The sequence below is a fragment of the Caballeronia sp. A2-2 genome, assembly GCF_057612605.2.
The window spans coordinates 38,401-58,605 of sequence record NZ_CM172588.1; the positions used below are offsets into that span (position 1 = coordinate 38,401).

Sequence of the window (20,205 nt, forward strand, 5' to 3'; positions counted from 1 at the left end):
GAGCGCCAGACGTGACGCAAAACGGAGCACACGATGAAAGTTTCGGCAGACGTTCGCGCAATGATCGAACGCCGCAAAAAGGGCCACACGCTCGAAGCGCCGTTCTATACGAGCGATGAAATCCACAAGCTCGACCTCGACGCGATCTTCAGCAAGCACTGGATTCAGGTCGCGGTGGAGCCGGATATTCCCGAACCGGGCGATTACACGACCGTCGATATCGGCGACGACTCGATCCTGATCGTGCGCGACGACGACATGGAAATACGCGCCTTCCATAACGTGTGCCGTCACCGTGGCGCGCGCCTGTGCAATCAGGAGAAGGGTTCGCTCGGCAATATCGTGTGCCCGTATCACAGTTGGACCTACAACCTCAACGGCGACCTCATGTTCGCCGAACACATGGGCGACCAGTTCGACCGCTGCAAGCACAGCCTCAAAAAAGTGCATGTACAGAATCTCGCGGGCCTCATTTTCATCTGTCTCGCTGATGAACCGCCCGCCGATTTCGCCGAATTGCGCGCGGCGATGGAGCCGTATCTGCTGCCGCACGGCTTGAAGGACACGAAGATCGCCGCGAGCATCGACATCGTGGAAAAGGGCAACTGGAAGCTCACGATGGAGAACAACCGCGAGTGCTATCACTGCGTGGCGAACCATCCTGAACTGACGATTTCGCTCTATGAATACGGCTTCGGCTATCAGCGTTCGCCCGCCAACGAAGAAGGCATGGCCGCGTTCGAGCGCACGGTTGAAGAACGCACGAAGCAATGGGAATCCATGAGCCTGCCGTCCGTCGAGATCGAGCGTCTGGCCGACATGGTGACGGGCTTCCGCACGCAACGCCTGCCGCTGGACCGCGATGGCGAATCGCAGACGCTGGATGCGCGCGTGGCATCGAAGAAATTGCTGGGCGGATTTGAGCGCGCCGACCTGGGCGGCTTGTCGTTCTGGACGCAGCCGAATTCGTGGCATCACTTCATGAGCGATCACATCGTCACGTTCTGCGTGATTCCGCTGTCTTCCGGCGAAACGCTCGTGCGTACCAAGTGGCTCGTTCATAAGGATGCGCGCGAAGGCATCGATTACGACGTGGACAACCTCACCGCCGTCTGGCGCGCGACCAACGATCAGGACCGCACGCTGGTGGAATATTCGCAGGCGGGCGTGGCGAGCAGCGCGTATGAACCGGGTCCGTATTCGCCGTTCACGGAAGGGCTCGTCGAGAAGTTCTGCGAATGGTATATCGCGCGTCTTGCCGATCATGCGACCGCGCCGGAGCAGAGCATTCCCTCGCACGGCGAGAAAGTCGTGTCCTTCATGCGCTGAAAGTGACCTCATTCAACCAGCAGGAGTCAGGCATGATGCGCGATCAGGCCACGTTCGAGCCGGCCGTCAGCCGCGTCACCCAACCGCAGTTCTGGGGGACGCTGCCCGCGCGCTGGGATTGCGACACCGACGAGACGCTCGTCTGCTGTCAGGTCCGGCAGGAAACGCACGACGTAAAGAGCTTTTTCTTCAAAGCGCCCGGCGAACGCACGTTCGCGTTCGAGCCGGGCCAGTTCATCACGCTCGAACTCGATATCGACGGCGAGCAGATCAACCGCTGCTACACGATTTCGTCATCGCCGACGCGGCCGCACACGATCTCGATCACGGTGAAGCGTGTGCCGGGCGGGAAGGTCTCGAACTGGCTGCACGACACGATGACCGTGGGTTCGACGGTGCGCGTGCTCGGGCCTTCCGGCGAGTTCACGTGTGCGCGGCATCCGGCGCGCAAGTATTTGTTTTTGTCGGCGGGTTCGGGCATCACGCCGCTCATGTCGATGAGCCGCGCGCATCACGAACTCGGCGAGGATGCGGATATCGTGTTCGTGCACAGCGCGCGCACGCCGGACGACATCATCTTCGCGCGTGAGTTGGATCTGATTGCATCGAATCAAAAGAATTTTCGGACGGCGTTCGTGTGTGAACGCGTCGGCGCGCGGACCAATTGGGCGGGCGTGACGGGCTTTCTGAGTTTGCCGCTGCTCAAGCTCATCGCGCCGGATTTCATGGAGCGCGAGGTCTTCACCTGCGGTCCCGCGCCGTACATGAAAGCCGTGCGCGATCTGCTGGATGAAGGCGGTTTCGATCGCAAGCAGTATCACGAGGAGAGCTTCTCGTTCGGCGTGATCGAGGAAGTCGCCGCGCAACTCACCACCGCGCATGTCGCCGAAGCATTGGCGACGCAAACGGACTTCGTGGAAGCGCGCGAGGAAGCGATCGGCTTTGCGCCCGCGCCGGTCGTGGAAGAAGCCGCGCCCGTCATCGAAACGAAATTCAAGGTCAACTTCGCCAAGAGCCGGCGCGATATCGAATGCGGCAGCAACGAGAACGTGCTCGATGCCGCGAAGAAATCGGGCGTGCGTCTGCCTTCGTCGTGCACGCAGGGCATGTGTGGCACGTGCAAGGTCAAGCTCGTGTCCGGTGAAGTCGCGATGAAGCACGCGGGCGGTATTCGTCAGCGCGAAATCGATCAGGGCATGGTGCTGTTGTGTTGCAGCAAGCCGCTTTCGGATCTGGTGGTCGATAAGTAGAACAACCCGCGCCGGCCCGTACCGGGGGAGAGAAAAGCATGCGTCGTTTCTGGACAATTCAGTGTCGGAAAAGTGTGCTACGGGCCAATTCTGGCTGGTGATTCTGATCGCTACACGGCGTGGGCCGCTAAAGGGGAAACCAAATGAAACCGATGAAAAAATTGCTCGTCCTGGGCGCGATGACCGCCGCTCTGGCCGCGAGCTTTGGGGCGAACGCCGATGACAAGCCGACCATCAAGATCGGCTATGTCGAAGGCTGGGACGACAGCGTGGCGACGTCGAATGTCGCGGCGCGCGTGATCGAAAAGAAGCTCGGTTATCAGGTTCAACTGGTGCCGGTGGCCGCGGGCGTGATGTGGCAGGGCGTGGCGCGCGGCGATCTGGATGCGACCTTGTCCGCGTGGTTGCCGGTCACGCACGGTGACTACTACAAGAACTTCAAGTCGAAGGTGACGGACCTCGGCCCGAACTTCGAAGATGCGAAGATCGGTTTGATCGTGCCGGCCAATGTCGATGTGTCGAGCCTATCTGATTTGGAAGCGAAGAAGGCGGAATTCGATTCGCGTATCGTCGGTATCGATGCCGGTGCGGGCGTGATGCAGAAGACCAGCGAGGCCATCAAGGCCTACAACCTCGATTACAAGCTGCTGCCGAGTTCCGGGTCGGCCATGACGGCCGAGTTGGCGCGTTCGGAAGCGTCGAACAAGCCGATTATTGTCACGGGCTGGAAGCCGCATTGGATGTTCGCGAAGTACAAGCTGAAATTCCTCGAGGACCCGAAGAAGGTGTTTGGGGAGTCGGAGCATGTTGACAACATCATCAATCCTGAACTGGAAAAGAAGGCGCCGACGGTGGTTGCGTTTTTGAAGAAGTTCCAGTGGAAGCCGGGTGAGATCGATAGCGTTATGCTTGCTACGCAGAATGGGGCTAAGCCTACTGCTGCGGCGGATGAATGGATCGGGGCACACGGGGATCGTGTGGATAGCTGGGTTAAATAAGGGTTTTGGCGTCTGCCACGGGAAGGCCGCTTCGGGTTTGAAGCGGCTTTTTTGTTTGGTTCTTGTTGTCGTTGTGTCGTGGAAGGGGCTGCTGTTGGTTGTGTCTTTATTGCAGTAGCCGCCTCCCCGGCGGCGGGGTAACTTTCTTTGCTGCTGCAAAGAAAGTCACCAAAGAAAGCAGCTTTTTACCCCATGCACGATGGCTGGAGAGGGTTGGTCTGGATTAACTGATGCAGTGGCCGCAATAGGACTATCCACGCATAACAAATCGCTTAGGCAACCTGGCGATTACGCGCTCGAAGAAGCAACGCTTAGTGGACCGCATTCATACTTTCGGCCATGCGCTTCGCGCGCCGAGAAAGTAAGAACGGAATCCCGCAGCCTATATGTGCCCAGCCACATCAAGCGGCATCGCTGTTCTGCTATTCGGTCCTACGTTGGTTAGTGCTCCGACTAAAGAACACGCGCAATGCAAGCGGTCATGCGCTCGGGCTTATACCTTTGTCAGCAGCGCCAACCAAGGTAGGGCCGAATAGCAATCTTGCGGGGAGGTATGAGGTAGCTGGGCACTTATACGCTGCGGGGTTCCGTTATTACGTTCTCGGCGCGCGCAGCGCATGGCCGAAAGCATGAATGCGGTCCACTAAGACCAAAGGATTCGAGCGCGAAATCGCGAGGTTGCCTACACGCTTAACCAACCGAGGGACGTCCTAACGCGGCCACTGTATCGTTAATTCAGGCCACACTTTCCAGCCAGCGAGCATGGTGTAAAAAGCTGCTTTCTTTGGTGACTTTCTTTGCAGCAGCAAAGAAAGTTACCCCCCCGCCGGGGAGGCGGCTACTGAATAAGCCAAACAAACAAGAGCAGCCCTTTGCACAAAAGAACAACACCATCAAGCACGCTCCAAAAAAACTCACCGCAACACAACCGTCCTCTCCCCATTAATAAACACCCGCCGCTCAGTAAAAGCCTTGATAGCCCGCGCAAGCGTAATAGCCTCCACATCCCGCCCAGTGGCAAGCAACCGCTCCGGACTATAAGAATGATCCACCCGCTCCACTTCCTGCTCGATGATCGGACCTTCATCAAGATCGTCGGTGACGAAGTGCGCAGTCGCGCCAATCAACTTAACCCCCCGCGTATGCGCCTGATGATAGGGCTTCGCCCCCTTGAACCCCGGCAAGAACGAATGATGAATGTTGATAGCACGCCCCGAAAGCTTACGGCTCGTCTCACCGGAAAGAATCTGCATATAACGCGCAAGAATCATCAACTCCGCGCCGGAAGATTCGAACAGATCGAGCAACCGCGCTTCCTGTTGCGGCTTGGTATCCGCCGTGATCGGCAGATGATGAAAGCGCAAACCATGCTGCTCGGCCAGCGGCGCAAGATCCCGATGATTCGAGCCAATACCGACAATATCCATCTTCAACTCGCCCATGCGCCAGCGAAACAGCAAATCCGCCAGACAGTGCTCCAACTTCGACACCATGATGAGCACCTTCGGACGCACCGCCAGATCGTGCATGGCGCAATCCATCGAGAAACGCTGCGCGATCGGCTCGAACTCGCGCCGCAGCATGTCGATATCGAGCGCCTCGCCGCGCTGCGCACTGTGAAAGACGCAGCGCACGAAGAAGCGGCCGGAGAGGTCGTCATCGAAAACGGTCAGTTCGTCGATATAACCGTGATGCCGCTCCAGAAAGCCGACGATCGCGGCGACCTGTCCCGCCGCGCTCGGGCACGACACGGTGAGCACCAGTTGTTGAGAGGATATTTCGGCGGCCATGCGTGCTCCACTTTCGAAAATTCGAATATTCGAATGATTGGCGCACCGCGAAATGCGGCGAGCATGCACGCTAGTAGAGCAAAGGCAGAAAACGGCGGATAGAAGCGAACCGCCGTCGCGGTGGAATGGAAGCGTCAGGCGGGTTCAGAGACCGAGAGACTTGAGCGCGTCGTAAGTCGGCGGTGACACGAAGCAGCGAATGGCGTCGAGGTGCGACGCGTTCAGCAGCTTGTTGTCGCGGTACACGGCGGCCATCTTGACCAGCCAGCCGAGCAGGATCCCATGGACGATCACCATGTTCTGGCCGAAATCGTTGGCGCGGGACGTGACGAGCCGGTCGACCGCGCGAACCGCGTGGATGACCGAATCTGTCCACGGCGCATACGGTTCGAAGGCCATGGCGAGCATGAGGTCCATGTCCTTCGGGTCGAGAAGCGGATACCAGAGCGTGAGAAGCCGTCGCCGCACGGCATGAAGACACTGGCGCCCCAGGTCCGCGTGGCTGCTGGTGAAACTCGCGGAATGCGAGCGGTGCCGGGTCAACACTTGATCGACGTTCGCCAGCTGACCGCCCGCGGCCACGATGGAGATGAGGTAATCGATATCTTCCGCGCTCGGCAGATGCTCGTTCATGCGGATGAGAAACGCGTTGACGAACGCGCGCCGGACCATGATGGTGCCGCCGCTGATCGTGTTGATGCCGTCCAGAAGCTGCGCCTTGATCTGGGCGTCGCCGAGCGCGCAATAGGCGACGGACTCCGCGACATTGCCGAACAAGCCGGCGTGCGAACCGACGGCGGCCAGGCGTTCGTTCTCCCGAAAAGCCGCGACCTGCGCTTCGAGCCGTTGCGGCAAGGCAATATCGTCGGAGTCCAGACGGGCGATGAACTCGCCGCGCGCTTCGTCGAACGCGGCGTTCGTGGCCGCGCTGATCCCCCGATTCCGCTCCAGGTCGATGATGCGAATGCGCGCATCGCCGGCGGCGGCTTGCTGCGCGGCGGCAAGCGTCCGATCGGTCGAGCCGTCGTTCACCACCATCAGTTCCCAGTCGGTCAGGCTTTGATGCTGGATCGAGCCGATCGCCTCCTGAATGTAGGTTTCCGAATTGAAGGCGGGAATGACGACGGTGACGAGCGGCGAGGAGGACATGAGGTTTCGGCTTGAAGATCGCGAGCGCGGAAAGCAGCCAATAACCAGTTTTGGCGTGGCCCGCGTCTCAAAAGGGGTGCGCCGATTTTAGTTTGAGAAACTTCCGTATAGCGAACGCTGCGGCGATTTTAGGCATTCGCCTAATCGAAATACTCCCATGGTGTGGCAGTGAGTCGCACATGCTGCATGGTCAGGCGATCACTTCGCAGTCGTCGAGCAGCCAGTCCCTGAACGCCCGCACGGCGGTGGACGGCTCGCGCGCCGTGAGCAGCATGTAGCCGCGATCGGTAACCAGCGGGGTATCGCACAGCGTGACGAGCTGCCCGGTCGCCACGAGTTCGTCGATGAGCGGCGACCAGCCGAGCGCCACGCCCTGACCCATGACCGCCGCGTGCGCAACCAGCGCGTAACTGTTGAAGGTGAAGCCGCCATGCGCGGGCGGCGCGGCGAGTCCTTGCGCGTCGAACCAGGCGCTCCATGACAGCCAGCGTTCCGGCTGCGTGCGTTCGAGATGAAGCAGCGGCAAACGCAGCAAATCCGCCGCCGTGCGCGGCCGGTCGTGCGCCGCGAACAGCGCCGGGCTGCACACGGGCGTCACGCGCTCGGGGAAGAGTTTTACCGCCTGACGCGGAGCCCAGTCCGCGTGCGTATCGCCGAACACGATCACTACATCCGCATGATCGCCGGACGCGCTCGGCATGTTCTGCGAGGTGATGATCTTCACTTCGACATCCGGCATGAGCGCCTTGAATTGCGGCAGGCGCGGCATCAGCCAATACGTGGCGAAGCCGAAGTCCGTCGAGAGGATCAGCGTGCGCTGCGTGCTGCGCGAACGGATATCGGCGGAAGCGCTGCGAATGAGGTCGAGACTCTGGCGCACCGCATCGAAGAGACGCTTGCCGTCTTCGGTCAGCGACACGCCGCGATGCCCGCGCTCGAACAGCGGCGCGCCGAGCGCTTCTTCCAGTTGCACCACGCGCTGACTCACGGCGGGCTGCGTCGAGCCGAGTTCACGCGCAGCCGCCGTGAAGCTCGCGAGCCGCGCGGCGGATTCGAACATCAACAGCGCCTGCATGGGCGGCAGGCGATCCTGGCGCGGCATAACGGCTCCTTATGTGCGCATAACGAATTGCTGTCTTCACAACGGCGATTTGAACGGCAATAGTGAGGTTGAACGCGCGTTCAATCAAAAAGCGCCGTCAAGCGCGCGACCTGCGTTCGATTTGCTTTGATTCGATTCTATTCGAGGCTCGCCTTCATGCTTGAGACGAAACAAAATATCCTTATTCTGATGGCCGATCAGTTGACGCCGTTCGCGCTCGCCGCCTACGGCAATCGCGTGACGAAGACGCCGCATATCGATGCACTCGCGCGCGAGGGCGTGGTGTTCGATTCGGCGTACTGCGCAAGCCCGCTATGCGCGCCGTCGCGCTTCTCTTTGCTCGCAGGCAAATTGCCCTCGCAGATCGGCGCATACGACAACGCCGCCGAGTTTCCGTCCGAGACGCTGACCTTCGCGCATTATCTGCGCGCCGAGGGCTATCGCACCGTGCTCTCCGGCAAGATGCATTTCTGCGGCGCGGACCAGTTGCACGGTTTCGAGGAACGCCTGACCACGGATATCTATCCCGCCGACTTCGGCTGGACGCCCGACTGGAGCAACTTCGAAGCGCGTCCATCGTGGTATCACAACATGAGTTCCGTGATCGATGCCGGTCCGTGCGTGCGCACGAATCAACTCGACTTCGACGACGAAGTGACCTTCACCACGCGTCAGAAACTCTTCGATATCGCGCGCGAGCGTCAGGCCGGCAAGGATGCGCGGCCGTTCATGATGGTCGCCTCGCTCACGCATCCGCACGATCCGTATGCGATTCCGCGCAAGTATTGGGACATGTATCGCGACGAAGAGATCGACATGCCTTCGTACCGCGATTCGCTCGAAGAAAGCGATCCGCATTCCAAACGTCTGCGCCATGTGTATGAATTCGACCGCACGCCGCCGACCGACCGGCAGATTCGCAATGCACGCCGCGCGTATTACGGCGCGGTGTCGTACGTGGACGATCAGTTCGGCGCGATCCTCGATGCGCTCGAAGAAGCGGGCCTCGCGGAAAACACCACGATCATCGTGACGTCCGATCATGGCGAGATGCTCGGCGAGCGCAACCTTTGGTACAAGATGACCTTCTTCGAAGGCGGGTGCCGCGTGCCGCTGATCGTGCATCAGCCGAAGCAGTATCGGGCGCATCGCGTGGCGGAGTCGGTGTCGCATCTGGATGTGTTGCCCACGCTCGTCGATGTCGCGCGCAAGGGCTTGCCGCAGGAATGGCCGGACCGCATCGACGGGCAAAGTCTCGTGCCGCATCTCGCGCAGACGGGCGGGCATGACGAAGCCATCGGCGAATATCTCGCGGAAGGCGCGCTCGCGCCGGTCGTGATGATCCGCCGCGGCCGCTACAAGTTCATTCATACGAGCATCGATCCCGATCAGCTTTTCGATGTTCAGGCCGACCCGTTCGAGCGCGCCAATCTCGCGGACGATGATCGCCACGCCGCGCTCGTCGCCGAATTCCGCGCGGAGATCGCGCGACGCTGGGATTTGCCTGCGCTTCACGAAGCCGTGCTCAGAAGCCAGCGCCGCCGCCACTTCCACTTCGGCTCGACCACGCTCGGCACGATCCAGTCATGGGACTGGCAGCCGCATGTGGATGCCAGCCAGCGCTACATGCGCAATCACATCGATCTGGACGACCTCGAAGCGATGGCGCGCTTTCCCGCCGTCGCGCATTGAATTTTTCCAAAACCCTCCCACAGGAACGCACCATGAGAAAAACTTCCGTCCATGCGCTCTTCGCCGCCGCGCTCGTGTGCGTCGCATCCCACGTGCTGGCCGCCGACCCGCCCTCGTGCGATCAGGTGCGCATGGCCGGACCCGGCTGGAGCGATATCGACGCGACCAACGCCATGAGCGGCATCGTGCTCAAGGCGCTCGGCTATAAGCAGAACGTCGCGAACTTGTCGGTGCCGATCACGTATCAGGGCTTGAAAAAAGGGCAGATCGACGTGTTTCTCGGCAACTGGATGCCCGCGCAAGGGCCGCTCGTGAAACCGTTCGTCGAGGAGAAATCCATCGATGTGGTTGGCGCGAATCTCTCCAACGCGAAGTTCACGTTGGCCGTGCCGGACTACGTCGCGGCGGCGGGCGTGCATTCCTTTGCCGATCTGCAGAAGAACGCCGACAAGTTCGATAAGCATATTTACGGCATCGAACCGGGTGCGCCTGCGAATCAGAACATCAAGCGAATGGTGGATGACAAAGCGTTCGGCCTCGGCGACTGGAAGCTCGTGGAATCGAGCGAAACGGCCATGCTCACGCAAGTGGAGCGCGCCGTGCGCGACAAGAAGTGGATCGTGTTTCTGGCATGGGAACCGCATCTCATGAACACGAAGTTCAAGCTCACGTATCTCGATGGCGGCGACAAATACTTCGGCCCGAACTTCGGCGGCGCGACGGTGAACACGGTATCGCGCAGCGGCTACGAGCAGCAATGCCCGAACGTCTCAAAACTTTTCAAGCAGATGGCCTTCAACGTCGATCTGGAAAACCGCGTGATCACCGACGTGCTGGAAAAAAAGACCAACGTGGATGCCGCCGCCACCGATGCGCTCAAGCGTCACCCCGAACTGCTGAAGACGTGGCTGGACGGCGTGAGCACGGCGAGCGGCGGCAACGGGTTGGATGCCGTACAGACCGCGCTCGGCGTGAAGTAAGCGTTATTTAAGCACGCTGATGGCTCAGGCGATCCTGCGCGGCCATGACCATGGCGCGCATGGGCGGCTGTATGGCGAGGTAATGCACCATGAAGCTATCGGCTTGCTGGAAATACCACGGCGTGTTGATCGTCATGCAGTCGTAGCCGTTCTCGAGCTTCCAGCCGAGCCGTTCCTGCAACAGTTTCGCCACGATGGTCTGGTCGCCGCCGCTCGCATAGGTGCTGGATTTGTCCGGCACGGCGTTCACATGCTGCTGCACGTCTTCGATGAACGCGAGCACTGCCGGCTTGTTACGAAACCCGAGCACGCCGGCGTTGACGATCCACGGACCGATGTCATGTGCCGCGACGATATCGCGATTCGCGAACAGCGGTTCGAGCGGCTTGGCCTGATCGACAAAGAGGATGTCGGCATCGATCCAGAAGAGTTGTTCGTGATCGGGCAGATGCCGGCGCAGGAACCACGGCTTGAGCCACGTTCCCTCGATGCCGGGACCCACTTCGGCGGGCGTCTGGCGATAGATATAGAGCGTGTAGCCGTGGCGTTCGCAATAGCGCCGCATGTTCGTTTCCGCGACCGCGCCATAACCGCGCACGTTCGACGTGTAGTAGGTGACGAGCGCCAGCGCGCGGCCGGGGTTATAGACCGTGAATGGTTCGTCCGGCACGGGGAACGCGGCGCTGAAATCGAACAGGCGCGCGCCTTTTTGCTGACAGTCGTTCAGGTGTTCCGCGAGCGCTTCGCGAAACACCGGATGGATATGCGCATAGGTGTCGTGCTCGGACAGCACGAGCGTCCACAGATTCGGAAGCGTTGCCCAGATGGCTTTGAAGCGCGGGTTGGCGAACATGGTGCACATGATGCCGCCAAGCTCCTGATGCGCCTCGACGTAATTAAGCGGCGCAAGCAATTCGATTTCATCGTTCACCGAATGACTGATCTTGCAGCGTTCGATGCATTGCGTGATAAAGCGGCGAATATCGGGCGTGTTGCGCCAGACCTGCACGGCGGTCTGGTATTGGCCGGTGGTGCCGCCGAGCGACATGAGCAGATGCTGGCGGCCATCGAGCATGGGTTCGACGGGATGCATGTTGAGCATCAGACAGTCTTCGCTCGCGCAGATGAGCAAGCCCATTTCGGGCAACTGCCGCAAGTGATGCAGCACGCTTTCGTACTTGAGCAGCAAGCGATGCGCGCGGGATTGAATGCCGATGGTTGAGATCAGCGCGTGCCGATAACCCAGGCGCGAGCAGTAGTGCCGGTGGTTGACAAGCACCTGAGGGGCGTCGAAATCGAGAATGCTGAGGCAGCGTGTGGACATCATCCGGGTCTTGGTGAAGGCGGGTTGCGCGATTTTTTTCAGATTCCGAAGTATCCCGAAAAGGTGATTCGTTCCCTATCGGGCGTGTCTGAATTCGAATGCATTCAGGAAACAGCCCCTTGACACGCAGTCGCATCTGGACAGATTTGCGTCGCAATGGGTCGAGCCGCAACCTATATGGCATCTTATTTTTACAACGTCGCAACGTCACGGCGTTTCATGCAATAGCCACGCAGTAATCACGCAACAGCAGTCCCCGGCAAGTCATCAGGCGCGTTTCGCTTCGTCGTTCCAGACACGACGAGGCGGGGCTCGCTTCATCCAACAATCAGATCGCCCGCAAGAGGACTAGCAGAATGAAAAGAGGACACGCCACACGGCGCACGCAGGCTCACGTATCGAAGTTCGCCGGCATCGCGCTTGCCGCGAGCGCGGCGAGTGTGCCGTCACTGGCTCATGCGCAAAGCAGCGTCACGCTGTACGGCATTCTCGATGCGGGCATCACCTGGGTGAACAATAGCGGCGGCTCGCACGTCTTCAAGTTCGATGACGGTGTGTCCTACGGCAACCGGATCGGCTTTCGCGGCACGGAAGATTTGGGCGGCGGCTTGCAGGCCATCTTCGCGCTGGAATCGGGCTTTCGGCTGGGCACGGGACGCTATGCGTTCGGCGGCGCGGAGTTCGGCAGGCAGGCGTATGTGGGTCTTAAAAGCAGCACGTGGGGGCAGCTCTCGTTCGGTAATCAGCTCGATATGACGGAGGAGTTCGTTTATCTCTACAACATCTCGTCATGGGGCAGCGGCTATGCGATTCATCAGGGCGACTTCGACCGCATGAACGGCGACCGTCTGCCGAACTCGGTCAAGTTCCTCTCGAACGATTACGGCGGTTTTACCTTCGGCGGCATGTATTCATTCGGCAATGTCTCGGGCAACTTCCATCAGAACAGCGCGTGGAGCGTGGGCGCGCACTATGCACGCAGCACCTTCAATCTGGGCGTGGCCTACACGCAGTTGAACAATCCGAACGGCATTTACGCATTCGATCCCTACGCGATGATCGGCGCGCGCACGTTCTTAGGCCAGCCAACTGCCACAGTCGATCCCGCCACGGGCGCGGTGACCGACCTTTACAGCACCAACGCCTTCCCGGTGGACAAGCAGGGCGCGCTGGCATTGGGCGGCGCGTGGACTCTCGGCAACCTCATGCTGTCGGGCAACTTCACGTGGACGTCGATCAAGGGCTTGGGCGTGACGTCGTACATGAAGGTGTATGAAGCGGGCGCATCGTACAGCTTCAGGCCGGATTTGAATCTTTATGGCGGCTATCAGCACACGCGCTTCGAGGGCAATCACTGGAATCAGGGTTCGCTCGGCCTGCATTATCTGTTGTCCAAGCGCACGGACGTGTATGTATCCGGCGACTATCTGCGCGCCTCCGGTCCGATCGATGCGGTCATCGGCTACAGCTTCACGCCATCGACCTCGAACACGCAGGCGGATGTGCGCATCGGCATGCGCCACTCGTTCTAAGCGATGCTCACGCGGCAGCGGGCACGGCGCGCAATGCGCTGCGGTCCTGCCGCGGACTCGTGTTGAAGCGCGCGCGATACGTGCGCGAGAAATGCGACGGCGATTCGAAGCCGCACGCCACGCAGACCGCGAGTATCGACATATCGGTCTGCTGAAGAAGTTCACGCGCGCGCAAAAGCCGCAGGCCGAGATAGAAATGCGTCGGCGTATCTTTCAGCGCCGAGCAGAACAACCGCTCCAACTGACGCCGCGTGACGCCGATGGATTCCGCCAGCGCATCCGGCGAAAGCGGTTCTTCCATGTGCTGTTCCATCACGCCGATCACCTGAATCAGCTTGCGGTTGTGAATGCCGTAACGCGCCGCGATCTTCATGCGCTGATGATCGCTGCGCTGCCGGATGCGCCCGAGCACGAACTGCTCGGACACTTGCGCGGCCAGCTCCGCGCCGTGTTCGCGGGCGATCAGATCGAGCATCATGTCGATGGATGCCGTGCCGCCCGCGCACGTCATGCGCCGCGCATCGATCTCGAATAATTCCTGACTCGTTTCCAGCGACGGATAACGCTCCGTGAACGCGGCCGCCGCTTCCCAATGCAGCGTCGCACGCTTGCCCGCGAGCAGTCCCGCTTCCGCCAGAATGAAACTGCCCGTGTCGATGCCACCGAGCGTCGCGCCCAAACGGTCCAGCCGCCTGAGCCAGTCGCCGATGGCGCGCGAATAGTGCGCAAGCGGCTCGAATCCCGATACCACGATGACCGTGCCCGCATCCTTCACCTGATCGATCGCGCATTCCGCGTTCAGCGTGATGCCGTTGCTCGCGGCCACCGGCCCGCCATCCACCGAAAGAATGTGCCAGCGGTACAACTCGCCGCTGAAGCGATTGGCGACCCGCAGCGGCTCGATCGCCGACATGAAGCCGATGGACGAGAACGACGGCAGCAACAGAAAGTGGAAGTCGCGCGGGGCGGGCATCGGCATGAAAAAGGGGCGGGCGAGCAATCCGACACGCTAACAAGCGCAAAAAGCATGCGCAATCCGGCGAGACACTTAAACGGGATGCCGGAACGCGCGGGGTCGCAGGCAGTCAACTCACGGTCGCAACCGGTCGTTCGGGCGCTTTAATGCGGCGGTAATTTTGAGTCATGCCGGCGAAACGAACCGGTCACTCACGACACCCTCCAACGGAACAGCACGCCATGAGACATCGCCTCGTCACGAAACTGCTCCTTGCCGGCGCATGCGCCGCCACTGTCCCGCTCCACGCCGCGCACGCCGCGGGCACCGACGACGCAAGCTGCAAGACCGTGCGCTTCGTCGATATCGGCTGGACGGATATCACGTCGACCACCGCGCTCGCCTCCGTCCTGTTCGAAGGCATGGGCTACACGCCGCGCACGACGGTCGCCTCCGTGCCCATTTCGCTTGCGGGCCTGAAAAGCAAGCAGATCGATGTATCGCTCGGCTACTGGTGGCCGGTGCAGGAAAAAGCCGTGCAGCCCTTCCTCGATGCCAAGACCATCGACCGGCTGGACCCGCCGAATCTCTCGGGCGCGAAGGCGACGCTCGCCGTGCCGTCCTATGCCTACGACGCGGGCATCAAGAGTTTCGCGGATATCGCCAAACACAAGGACGAACTGGACGGCAAGATCTACGGCATCGAACCGGGCAGCAGCGCAAACGCCAAGATCCAGAAGATGATCGACACGAATCAGTTCGGTCTGGGCGGTTTTCAACTCGTGCAATCGAGCGAGGCGGGCATGCTCGTGACGGTCGAACGCGCGGCGCGTGAAAAGAAGCCGGTGGTGTTTCTCGCGTGGGAGCCGCATCCCATGAACATTCAGATGAAGCTCAACTATCTGTCGGGCGGCGATGACGTGTTCGGCCCGAACTACGGCGAAGCGCGCGTCTACACGCTGACGAATCCCGACTTCATCACGCGCTGTCCGAACGCGGGCAAGCTCGTGCAGAACCTGCATTTCACGACCGACCTCGAAAACCGCCTCATGCAGCCAGTCATGAACAAAGAGCGTCCCGCCGATGCCGCGAAGGCCTATCTCAAGCAAAACCCGCAATTGCTCGATGGCTGGCTCGCGGGCGTGAAAACGGTGGACGGCAAGGATGCATTGCCAGCGGTAAAGCAGTATCTGGGCCTTTGAAGCGGCATTTTTCGACAAACACGATTACATAGCGATCCGAACCAAATCATGAACTATGAAGTCATCGTCACCTGCGCGGTGACCGGCGCGGGCGACACCACGGCCAGGCATCCCGCGATTCCCGTCACGCCCAAACAAATCGCGGAGTCGGCCATCGAAGCCGCGCGCGCGGGCGCTACCGTCGCGCATTGTCACGTGCGCGATCCGAAAACCGGGCGCGGCAGCCGCGATCCCGCGCTGTATCGCGAGGTGGTGGATCGCATTCGCTCGTCGGATGTGGATGTCATCATCAATCTGACGGCGGGCATGGGCGGCGATCTGGAGATCGGTCCGGGCGAAGACCCGATGCGCTTCGGCAAAGGCACTGACTTGGTCGGCGGGCTGACGCGTCTCGCGCATGTCGAAGAACTGCTGCCCGAAATCTGCACGCTCGACTGCGGCACGCTCAATTTCGGCGATGGCGACTACATCTACGTCTCCACGCCCGCACAGTTGCGCGCCGGAGCGAAGCGCATTCAGGAACTCGGCGTGAAGCCGGAGCTTGAAATCTTCGATACGGGCCATCTCTGGTTCGCCAATCAATTGCTCAAGGAAGGTCTGCTCGATGCACCGCCGCTCTTTCAGCTTTGCATGGGCATTCCGTGGGGCGCGCCGCCCGACACCGGCACGATGAAGGCGATGGTCGATAACCTGCCGCCCGGCGCGCACTGGGCCGGCTTCGGCATCGGCCGCATGCAGATGCCGATGGTCGCGCAGGCCATGCTGCTCGGCGGCCACGTGCGCGTGGGGCTGGAGGACAACTTGTGGCTCGATCGCGGTGTGCATGCGAGTAACGGCTCGCTGGTGCAACGCGCTGTCGAGATCATCGAACGGCTGGGCGCGCGTGCGCTGACGCCCGCCGAAGGACGCAAGAAGCTCGGTCTGCGGCCGCGCGGTGAACGTCTGCTCGACCGGCGTGCGCTGGAACAATTCGCTTAATCCCACGAGGAAATTCGCAACATGCAAGTGAAGCAATTCGCCGCGCTCGGCGCGGGTGTGATCGGCAGCGGCTGGATTTCGCGCGCGCTCGCGCACGGTCTGGATGTGACGGCGTGGGACCCCGCGCCCGGCGCGGAAGCGCAACTGCGCGCGAACGTCGCGAATGCGTGGCCGGCGCTGGAACGGGTCGGGCTGGCGAAGGGTGCATCGCAGGAACGGCTGCGTGTGGTATCGACGGTGGAAGAATGCGTGGCGCAGGCGGACTTCATTCAGGAAAGCGCGCCGGAACGCGAGGAACTCAAGCTCGCGCTGCACGAACGCGTGAGCCGCGCGGCGAAGCGCGATGCGATCATCGCGTCGTCCACGTCGGGGCTTTTGCCGAGCGAGTTCTACGCGAACGCCGTGCATCCCGAACGCTGCGTGGTCGGGCATCCGTTCAATCCGGTTTATCTGTTGCCGCTGGTCGAAGTGCTCGGCGGCGAAAAGACCTCGGGCGAAGCGATCGATTCGGCCATGAGCTTTTACACGTCCATCGGCATGCGGCCCTTGCGCGTGAGAAAGGAAGTGCCGGGTTTCATCGCCGACCGGCTGCTCGAAGCGTTGTGGCGCGAGGCGCTGCATCTGGTGAACGAGGGCGTGGCGACCACCGGCGAAATCGATGACGCCATCCGCTACGGCGCGGGCATCCGCTGGTCGTTCATGGGCACGTTCCTGACCTACACGCTGGCGGGCGGCGAAGCGGGCATGCGACACTTCATGCAGCAGTTCGGCCCCGCGCTCGAATTGCCGTGGACTAAGCTCGTCGCGCCTAAACTCACCGACGAACTCATCGACCGCGTGGTGGAGGGCACGTCGCAGCAGACCAACGGACGCGGCATCAAGCAACTGGAGCGGTATCGCGACGACTGCATTTCGAGCGTGATCGAGGCGATCGCGCAGGCGAAAGCGCGTCACGGAATCGAAGACTGAGGAACCCGAAATGATCTATCGCGACACGGTGAAGCCCGAGTGGGTGGACTACAACGGCCACTTGCGCGATGCCTTCTACATGGTGATCTACAGCCTCGCGACCGATGCGTTCATGGACCGCATCGGTCTCGATGAAGCGGGACGCCGCGCGCGTCATCGCACGATCTATACGCTGGAAGCGCACGTTCACTTTCTGCGCGAAATCAAGGAAGGCGCGGCGGTACGCGTCGATACGCGGGTGATCGCGCACGACCGCAAGCGCGTGCATGTCTACATGACCCTGTTCGAAGGCGACGACGCAGAACCCGTTTCCGCCTGCGAACAAATGTTGATGCACATCGACACGAGCGGCGCACCGAAAGCCGCTTCGTTCGATGACGACGTGGCGCAACGCATCGCCGCCATGCCGTCCATCGCGAAGGAGGACGCGCGTTATGCGGGGCGCGTGATCGGGTTGCCGGTGCGCTCGTCGCCGGTCGCGCCTGCCTGAGCTTTCCAGGTGCGCAGCAGCAGCGCGTTCGTGACCACGCTCACGCTGGAGAACGCCATCGCCGCGCCCGCGAACATCGGGTCGAGCAGGCCGAACGCCGCGAGCGGAATGCCGATCAGGTTGTACACGAACGCCCAGAACAGGTTCTGCTGAATCTTGCGGTACGTGCGCCGCGAAATGTCGATGGCGTCCGCGACCAGCGCCGGGTCGCCGCGCATGAGCGTGATGCCGGCCGCTTCCATCGCCACGTCCGTGCCGCTCGCCATTGCGATGCCGACATCGGCGGCGGCGAGCGCGGGCGCATCGTTGATGCCGTCGCCCGCCATCGCGACGATGCCGTTCCCCGATGCCTTCAATTCGGCGATCACGCGCGCCTTGTCTTCGGGCAAGGTCTGCGCGAAAACCCGCTCCGGCGCGATGCCGAGCGTGCGCGCCACGGCTTGCGCGCTGCCCGCGTTGTCGCCGGTGACGAGCGCGCTTTGCACGCCCATTTGCGCGAGCCGTTCGATGGCGGCGCGTGCGGTCGGTTTGAGTGTGTCGCCGAACGCGAGCAGCGCGAGCACGGAATCCGGCGACATGAGCCATGACACCGTGTTGCCTTGCGATTCGAGTTCATGCGCGCGCTTGACGAGCGCTTCAGGAACGCGGAGGTTTCTTTCCGCGAGCCACCGGGCGCTGCCAATCGCAATGCGCTTGCCCTGAACCGTCGCTTCGATGCCGCGACCGGCGACGGCGTGTGCGTCGGTGGCATCGAGCGCCGGACCGTTTTCCGCGCGATGCGTATCGATCACCGCCTTCGCCAGCGGATGCTCGCTCGCGCGCTGCACGGCGGCGGCCATCGCCAATGCATCGGCGCGTTGAATGCCGGGCGCGGCATCGAACGCGACGAGTGCGGGACGGCCGAGCGTGAGCGTGCCGGTTTTATCGAAGGCGACGATTTTGATGGCGTGCGCTTGCTCCAAGGCTTGCGCATCCTTGATGAGAATGCCCTGACGCGCTGCCACGCCGGTGCCCGCCATGATCGCGGTCGGCGTGGCGAGGCCGAGCGCGCACGGACACGCGATCACGAGCACGGCCACCGCGTTCAGCAACGCCGTTTCGCCCGATGCCCCGTGCATCAACCAGCCCGCCAGCGTCACAAGCGCGATGCCGAGAATTGCCGGCACGAACACCGCCGACACGCGATCCACCAGCCGTTGAATGGGCGCTTTCTCCGCCTGCGCCGATTCGACCAGCCGGATGATGCGCGCAAGCGTGGTTTCCGCGCCGATCGCCGTCGTTTCGATCACGATCAGCCCTTCGCGATTGATGGAACCGCCCGTCGTGCGCGCGCCCGCTTCCTTCGCGACCGGCAGACTTTCGCCCGTGATGAGGGATTCGTCGACATGCGTGCGCCCTTCGCGCACGATGCCGTCCACCGGCACGCGCTCGCCCGGACGCACGATGATGTGATCGCCGAGACGCACGTCCGCCAGCGGGATTTCGCGTTCGCGGGAAGGATCGGCGGCATCGCGCACGCGCGCGGTGGCGGGACGCAGCGCGTTCAGCGCGCGAATCGCGTCCGTGGTTTGCCGCTTCGCGCGCGCCTCCAGCCATTTGCCGAAGCGCACGAGCGTAATCACCACCGCCGACGCCTCGAAGAACAAATGCGCCATGCCGCCATGCGCGAACATCTGATAAACGCTCACACCCCACGCGGCTGACGTGCCGAGCGCGACGAGCAAGTCCATGTTCCCCGCGAACGCCCGCACCGCGCGATATCCGCCGATGTAAAACCGCGCCCCGAAACCGAATTGCACGATGCTGGCGAGCACGAGTTGCAGCCACGGCGACACGCTCAAGCCGAACATCGGCGCGAGGAGCGGCAATGTGATGACGGCGCTCGCCGCGACCGTCATGAGTTCGCGGTCCCATCCGGCGGGCGCGGCGGCGGGCGGTGCATCCGGCACGACACGCGCGGCTTCATACCCCGCCTTGACGATGGCCGCGACGAGCTGTTCATCGCTGACGGCGCCGCGCGCATGCACGGTCGCTTTCTCGGTGGCGAGATTCACCGCGACGTCATCGACGCCGGGCACTCTGCGCAGCATTTTCTCGACGCGCGCGACGCAGGACGCGCACGTCATCCCGCCGACGGAAAATTCCGCCGTTCTCGCGTTTTCGGTGGCTATGTTCGACATGGTGACGATGCTCTGACCGGGACGATAAAAAATCCCCACGAATCCAGTATCGACGTTCCAATGATTGGAAGGTCAAGAAAATTATTCGGCTGCTGCAAAAGCAATTTCAAGACAAAACAGAAGGGCACGGCGCTTGCAGCCTCGCAAACGGGGCCGGTTCTGCGGAAATTGCCCCGTGCGGATTTATCGTATCTTGCCTATCGTCAGCGGATAAGTTAAAACCCGAATTCCAAGATAAAAAACGAAGGCACGCGCAGCAAGACGAGGGATGCGGCGCAGGGACCG

Annotated in this window: 16 protein-coding genes; 10 read left to right on the top strand and 6 right to left on the bottom strand. The window is 61.5% G+C overall.

The genetic code is table 11. From position 1 onward, the window contains the following. The first annotated feature begins 33 nt into the window (after positions 1-33). The 3 genes from ACZCWR_RS16450 (at position 34) to ACZCWR_RS16460 (ending at position 3,577) form a co-directional block, all read left to right on the top strand. Positions 34-1,329, top strand: a complete 1,296-nt coding sequence (locus tag ACZCWR_RS16450) for an aromatic ring-hydroxylating oxygenase subunit alpha (protein WP_487304062.1) — start codon at positions 34-36, stop codon at positions 1,327-1,329. Positions 1,330-1,364: 35 nt separating this feature from the next. Continuing rightward, the gene (locus ACZCWR_RS16455; RefSeq protein WP_487304714.1) at positions 1,365-2,579 is read left to right on the top strand and encodes an FAD-binding oxidoreductase; all 1,215 of its coding nucleotides are present in this window, start codon (positions 1,365-1,367) and stop codon (positions 2,577-2,579) included. 143 nt (positions 2,580-2,722) lie between these two features. Further along, positions 2,723-3,577 carry a glycine betaine ABC transporter substrate-binding protein gene (locus tag ACZCWR_RS16460; RefSeq protein WP_487304063.1) on the top strand — a complete coding sequence of 285 codons (855 nt, stop codon included), beginning with the start codon at positions 2,723-2,725 and terminating at the stop codon, positions 3,575-3,577. A gap of 914 nt (positions 3,578-4,491) precedes the next feature. On the opposite strand, the gene purU is transcribed toward ACZCWR_RS16460, so the two are convergent. From purU to ACZCWR_RS16475, 3 genes are all read right to left on the bottom strand, one after another. After that, a complete protein-coding gene (gene purU / locus ACZCWR_RS16465) occupies positions 4,492-5,367 on the bottom strand; it encodes a formyltetrahydrofolate deformylase (protein ID WP_487304064.1) in 876 nt (291 codons plus the stop codon). A gap of 144 nt (positions 5,368-5,511) precedes the next feature. Further along, the gene (locus tag ACZCWR_RS16470; protein ID WP_487304065.1) at positions 5,512-6,516 is read right to left on the bottom strand and encodes a glycosyltransferase family 2 protein; all 1,005 of its coding nucleotides are present in this window, start codon (positions 6,514-6,516) and stop codon (positions 5,512-5,514) included. Between the two features lie 190 nt (positions 6,517-6,706). Continuing rightward, positions 6,707-7,618: a choline sulfate utilization transcriptional regulator gene (locus tag ACZCWR_RS16475; protein ID WP_487304066.1), complete on the bottom strand. Its 912-nt coding sequence runs from the start codon at positions 7,616-7,618 to the stop codon at positions 6,707-6,709. Positions 7,619-7,774: 156 nt separating this feature from the next. On the opposite strand from ACZCWR_RS16475, the gene betC reads away from it, so the two are divergent. After that, complete coding sequence (betC, locus tag ACZCWR_RS16480; RefSeq protein WP_487304067.1) at positions 7,775-9,310, top strand: choline-sulfatase; 1,536 nt, start codon at positions 7,775-7,777, stop codon at positions 9,308-9,310. A gap of 32 nt (positions 9,311-9,342) precedes the next feature. Continuing rightward, positions 9,343-10,290: a choline ABC transporter substrate-binding protein gene (locus tag ACZCWR_RS16485; protein WP_487304068.1), complete on the top strand. Its 948-nt coding sequence runs from the start codon at positions 9,343-9,345 to the stop codon at positions 10,288-10,290. A gap of 7 nt (positions 10,291-10,297) precedes the next feature. Here the strand turns inward: ACZCWR_RS16485 and ACZCWR_RS16490 are convergent, their stop codons facing one another. Then, entirely contained in the window at positions 10,298-11,617 is a 1,320-nt protein-coding gene (locus ACZCWR_RS16490; protein WP_487304069.1) for a glycosyltransferase family protein, read from the bottom strand. 353 nt (positions 11,618-11,970) lie between these two features. Here ACZCWR_RS16490 and ACZCWR_RS16495 point away from each other — a divergent pair, with 353 nt between their 5' ends. Then, a complete protein-coding gene (locus ACZCWR_RS16495; protein WP_487304070.1) occupies positions 11,971-13,146 on the top strand; it encodes a porin in 1,176 nt (391 codons plus the stop codon). Between the two features lie 7 nt (positions 13,147-13,153). Here ACZCWR_RS16495 and ACZCWR_RS16500 read toward each other — a convergent pair whose 3' ends face one another. After that, a complete protein-coding gene (locus ACZCWR_RS16500) occupies positions 13,154-14,119 on the bottom strand; it encodes a GlxA family transcriptional regulator (RefSeq protein WP_487304715.1) in 966 nt (321 codons plus the stop codon). 224 nt (positions 14,120-14,343) lie between these two features. Here ACZCWR_RS16500 and ACZCWR_RS16505 point away from each other — a divergent pair, with 224 nt between their 5' ends. The 4 genes from ACZCWR_RS16505 to ACZCWR_RS16520 are packed head-to-tail and all read left to right on the top strand — an operon-like array spanning position 14,344 to position 17,740. Beyond that, complete coding sequence (locus ACZCWR_RS16505; RefSeq protein ID WP_487304071.1) at positions 14,344-15,303, top strand: choline ABC transporter substrate-binding protein; 960 nt, start codon at positions 14,344-14,346, stop codon at positions 15,301-15,303. A 48-nt stretch (positions 15,304-15,351) separates the two neighbouring features. Next, a complete protein-coding gene (cdhC, locus tag ACZCWR_RS16510) occupies positions 15,352-16,281 on the top strand; it encodes a 3-dehydrocarnitine:acetyl-CoA trimethylamine transferase CdhC (protein ID WP_487304072.1) in 930 nt (309 codons plus the stop codon). Positions 16,282-16,302: 21 nt separating this feature from the next. Beyond that, positions 16,303-17,250, top strand: a complete 948-nt coding sequence (locus tag ACZCWR_RS16515) for an L-carnitine dehydrogenase (RefSeq protein ID WP_487304073.1) — start codon at positions 16,303-16,305, stop codon at positions 17,248-17,250. Positions 17,251-17,260: 10 nt separating this feature from the next. Next, positions 17,261-17,740: a thioesterase family protein gene (locus ACZCWR_RS16520; protein WP_487304074.1), complete on the top strand. Its 480-nt coding sequence runs from the start codon at positions 17,261-17,263 to the stop codon at positions 17,738-17,740. Here ACZCWR_RS16520 and ACZCWR_RS16525 read toward each other — a convergent pair. Beyond that, the gene (locus ACZCWR_RS16525) at positions 17,683-19,920 is read right to left on the bottom strand and encodes a heavy metal translocating P-type ATPase (protein ID WP_487304075.1); all 2,238 of its coding nucleotides are present in this window, start codon (positions 19,918-19,920) and stop codon (positions 17,683-17,685) included. The two genes, ACZCWR_RS16520 and ACZCWR_RS16525, sit on opposite strands and share 58 nt — an antisense overlap. Positions 19,921-20,205 lie beyond the last annotated feature (285 nt).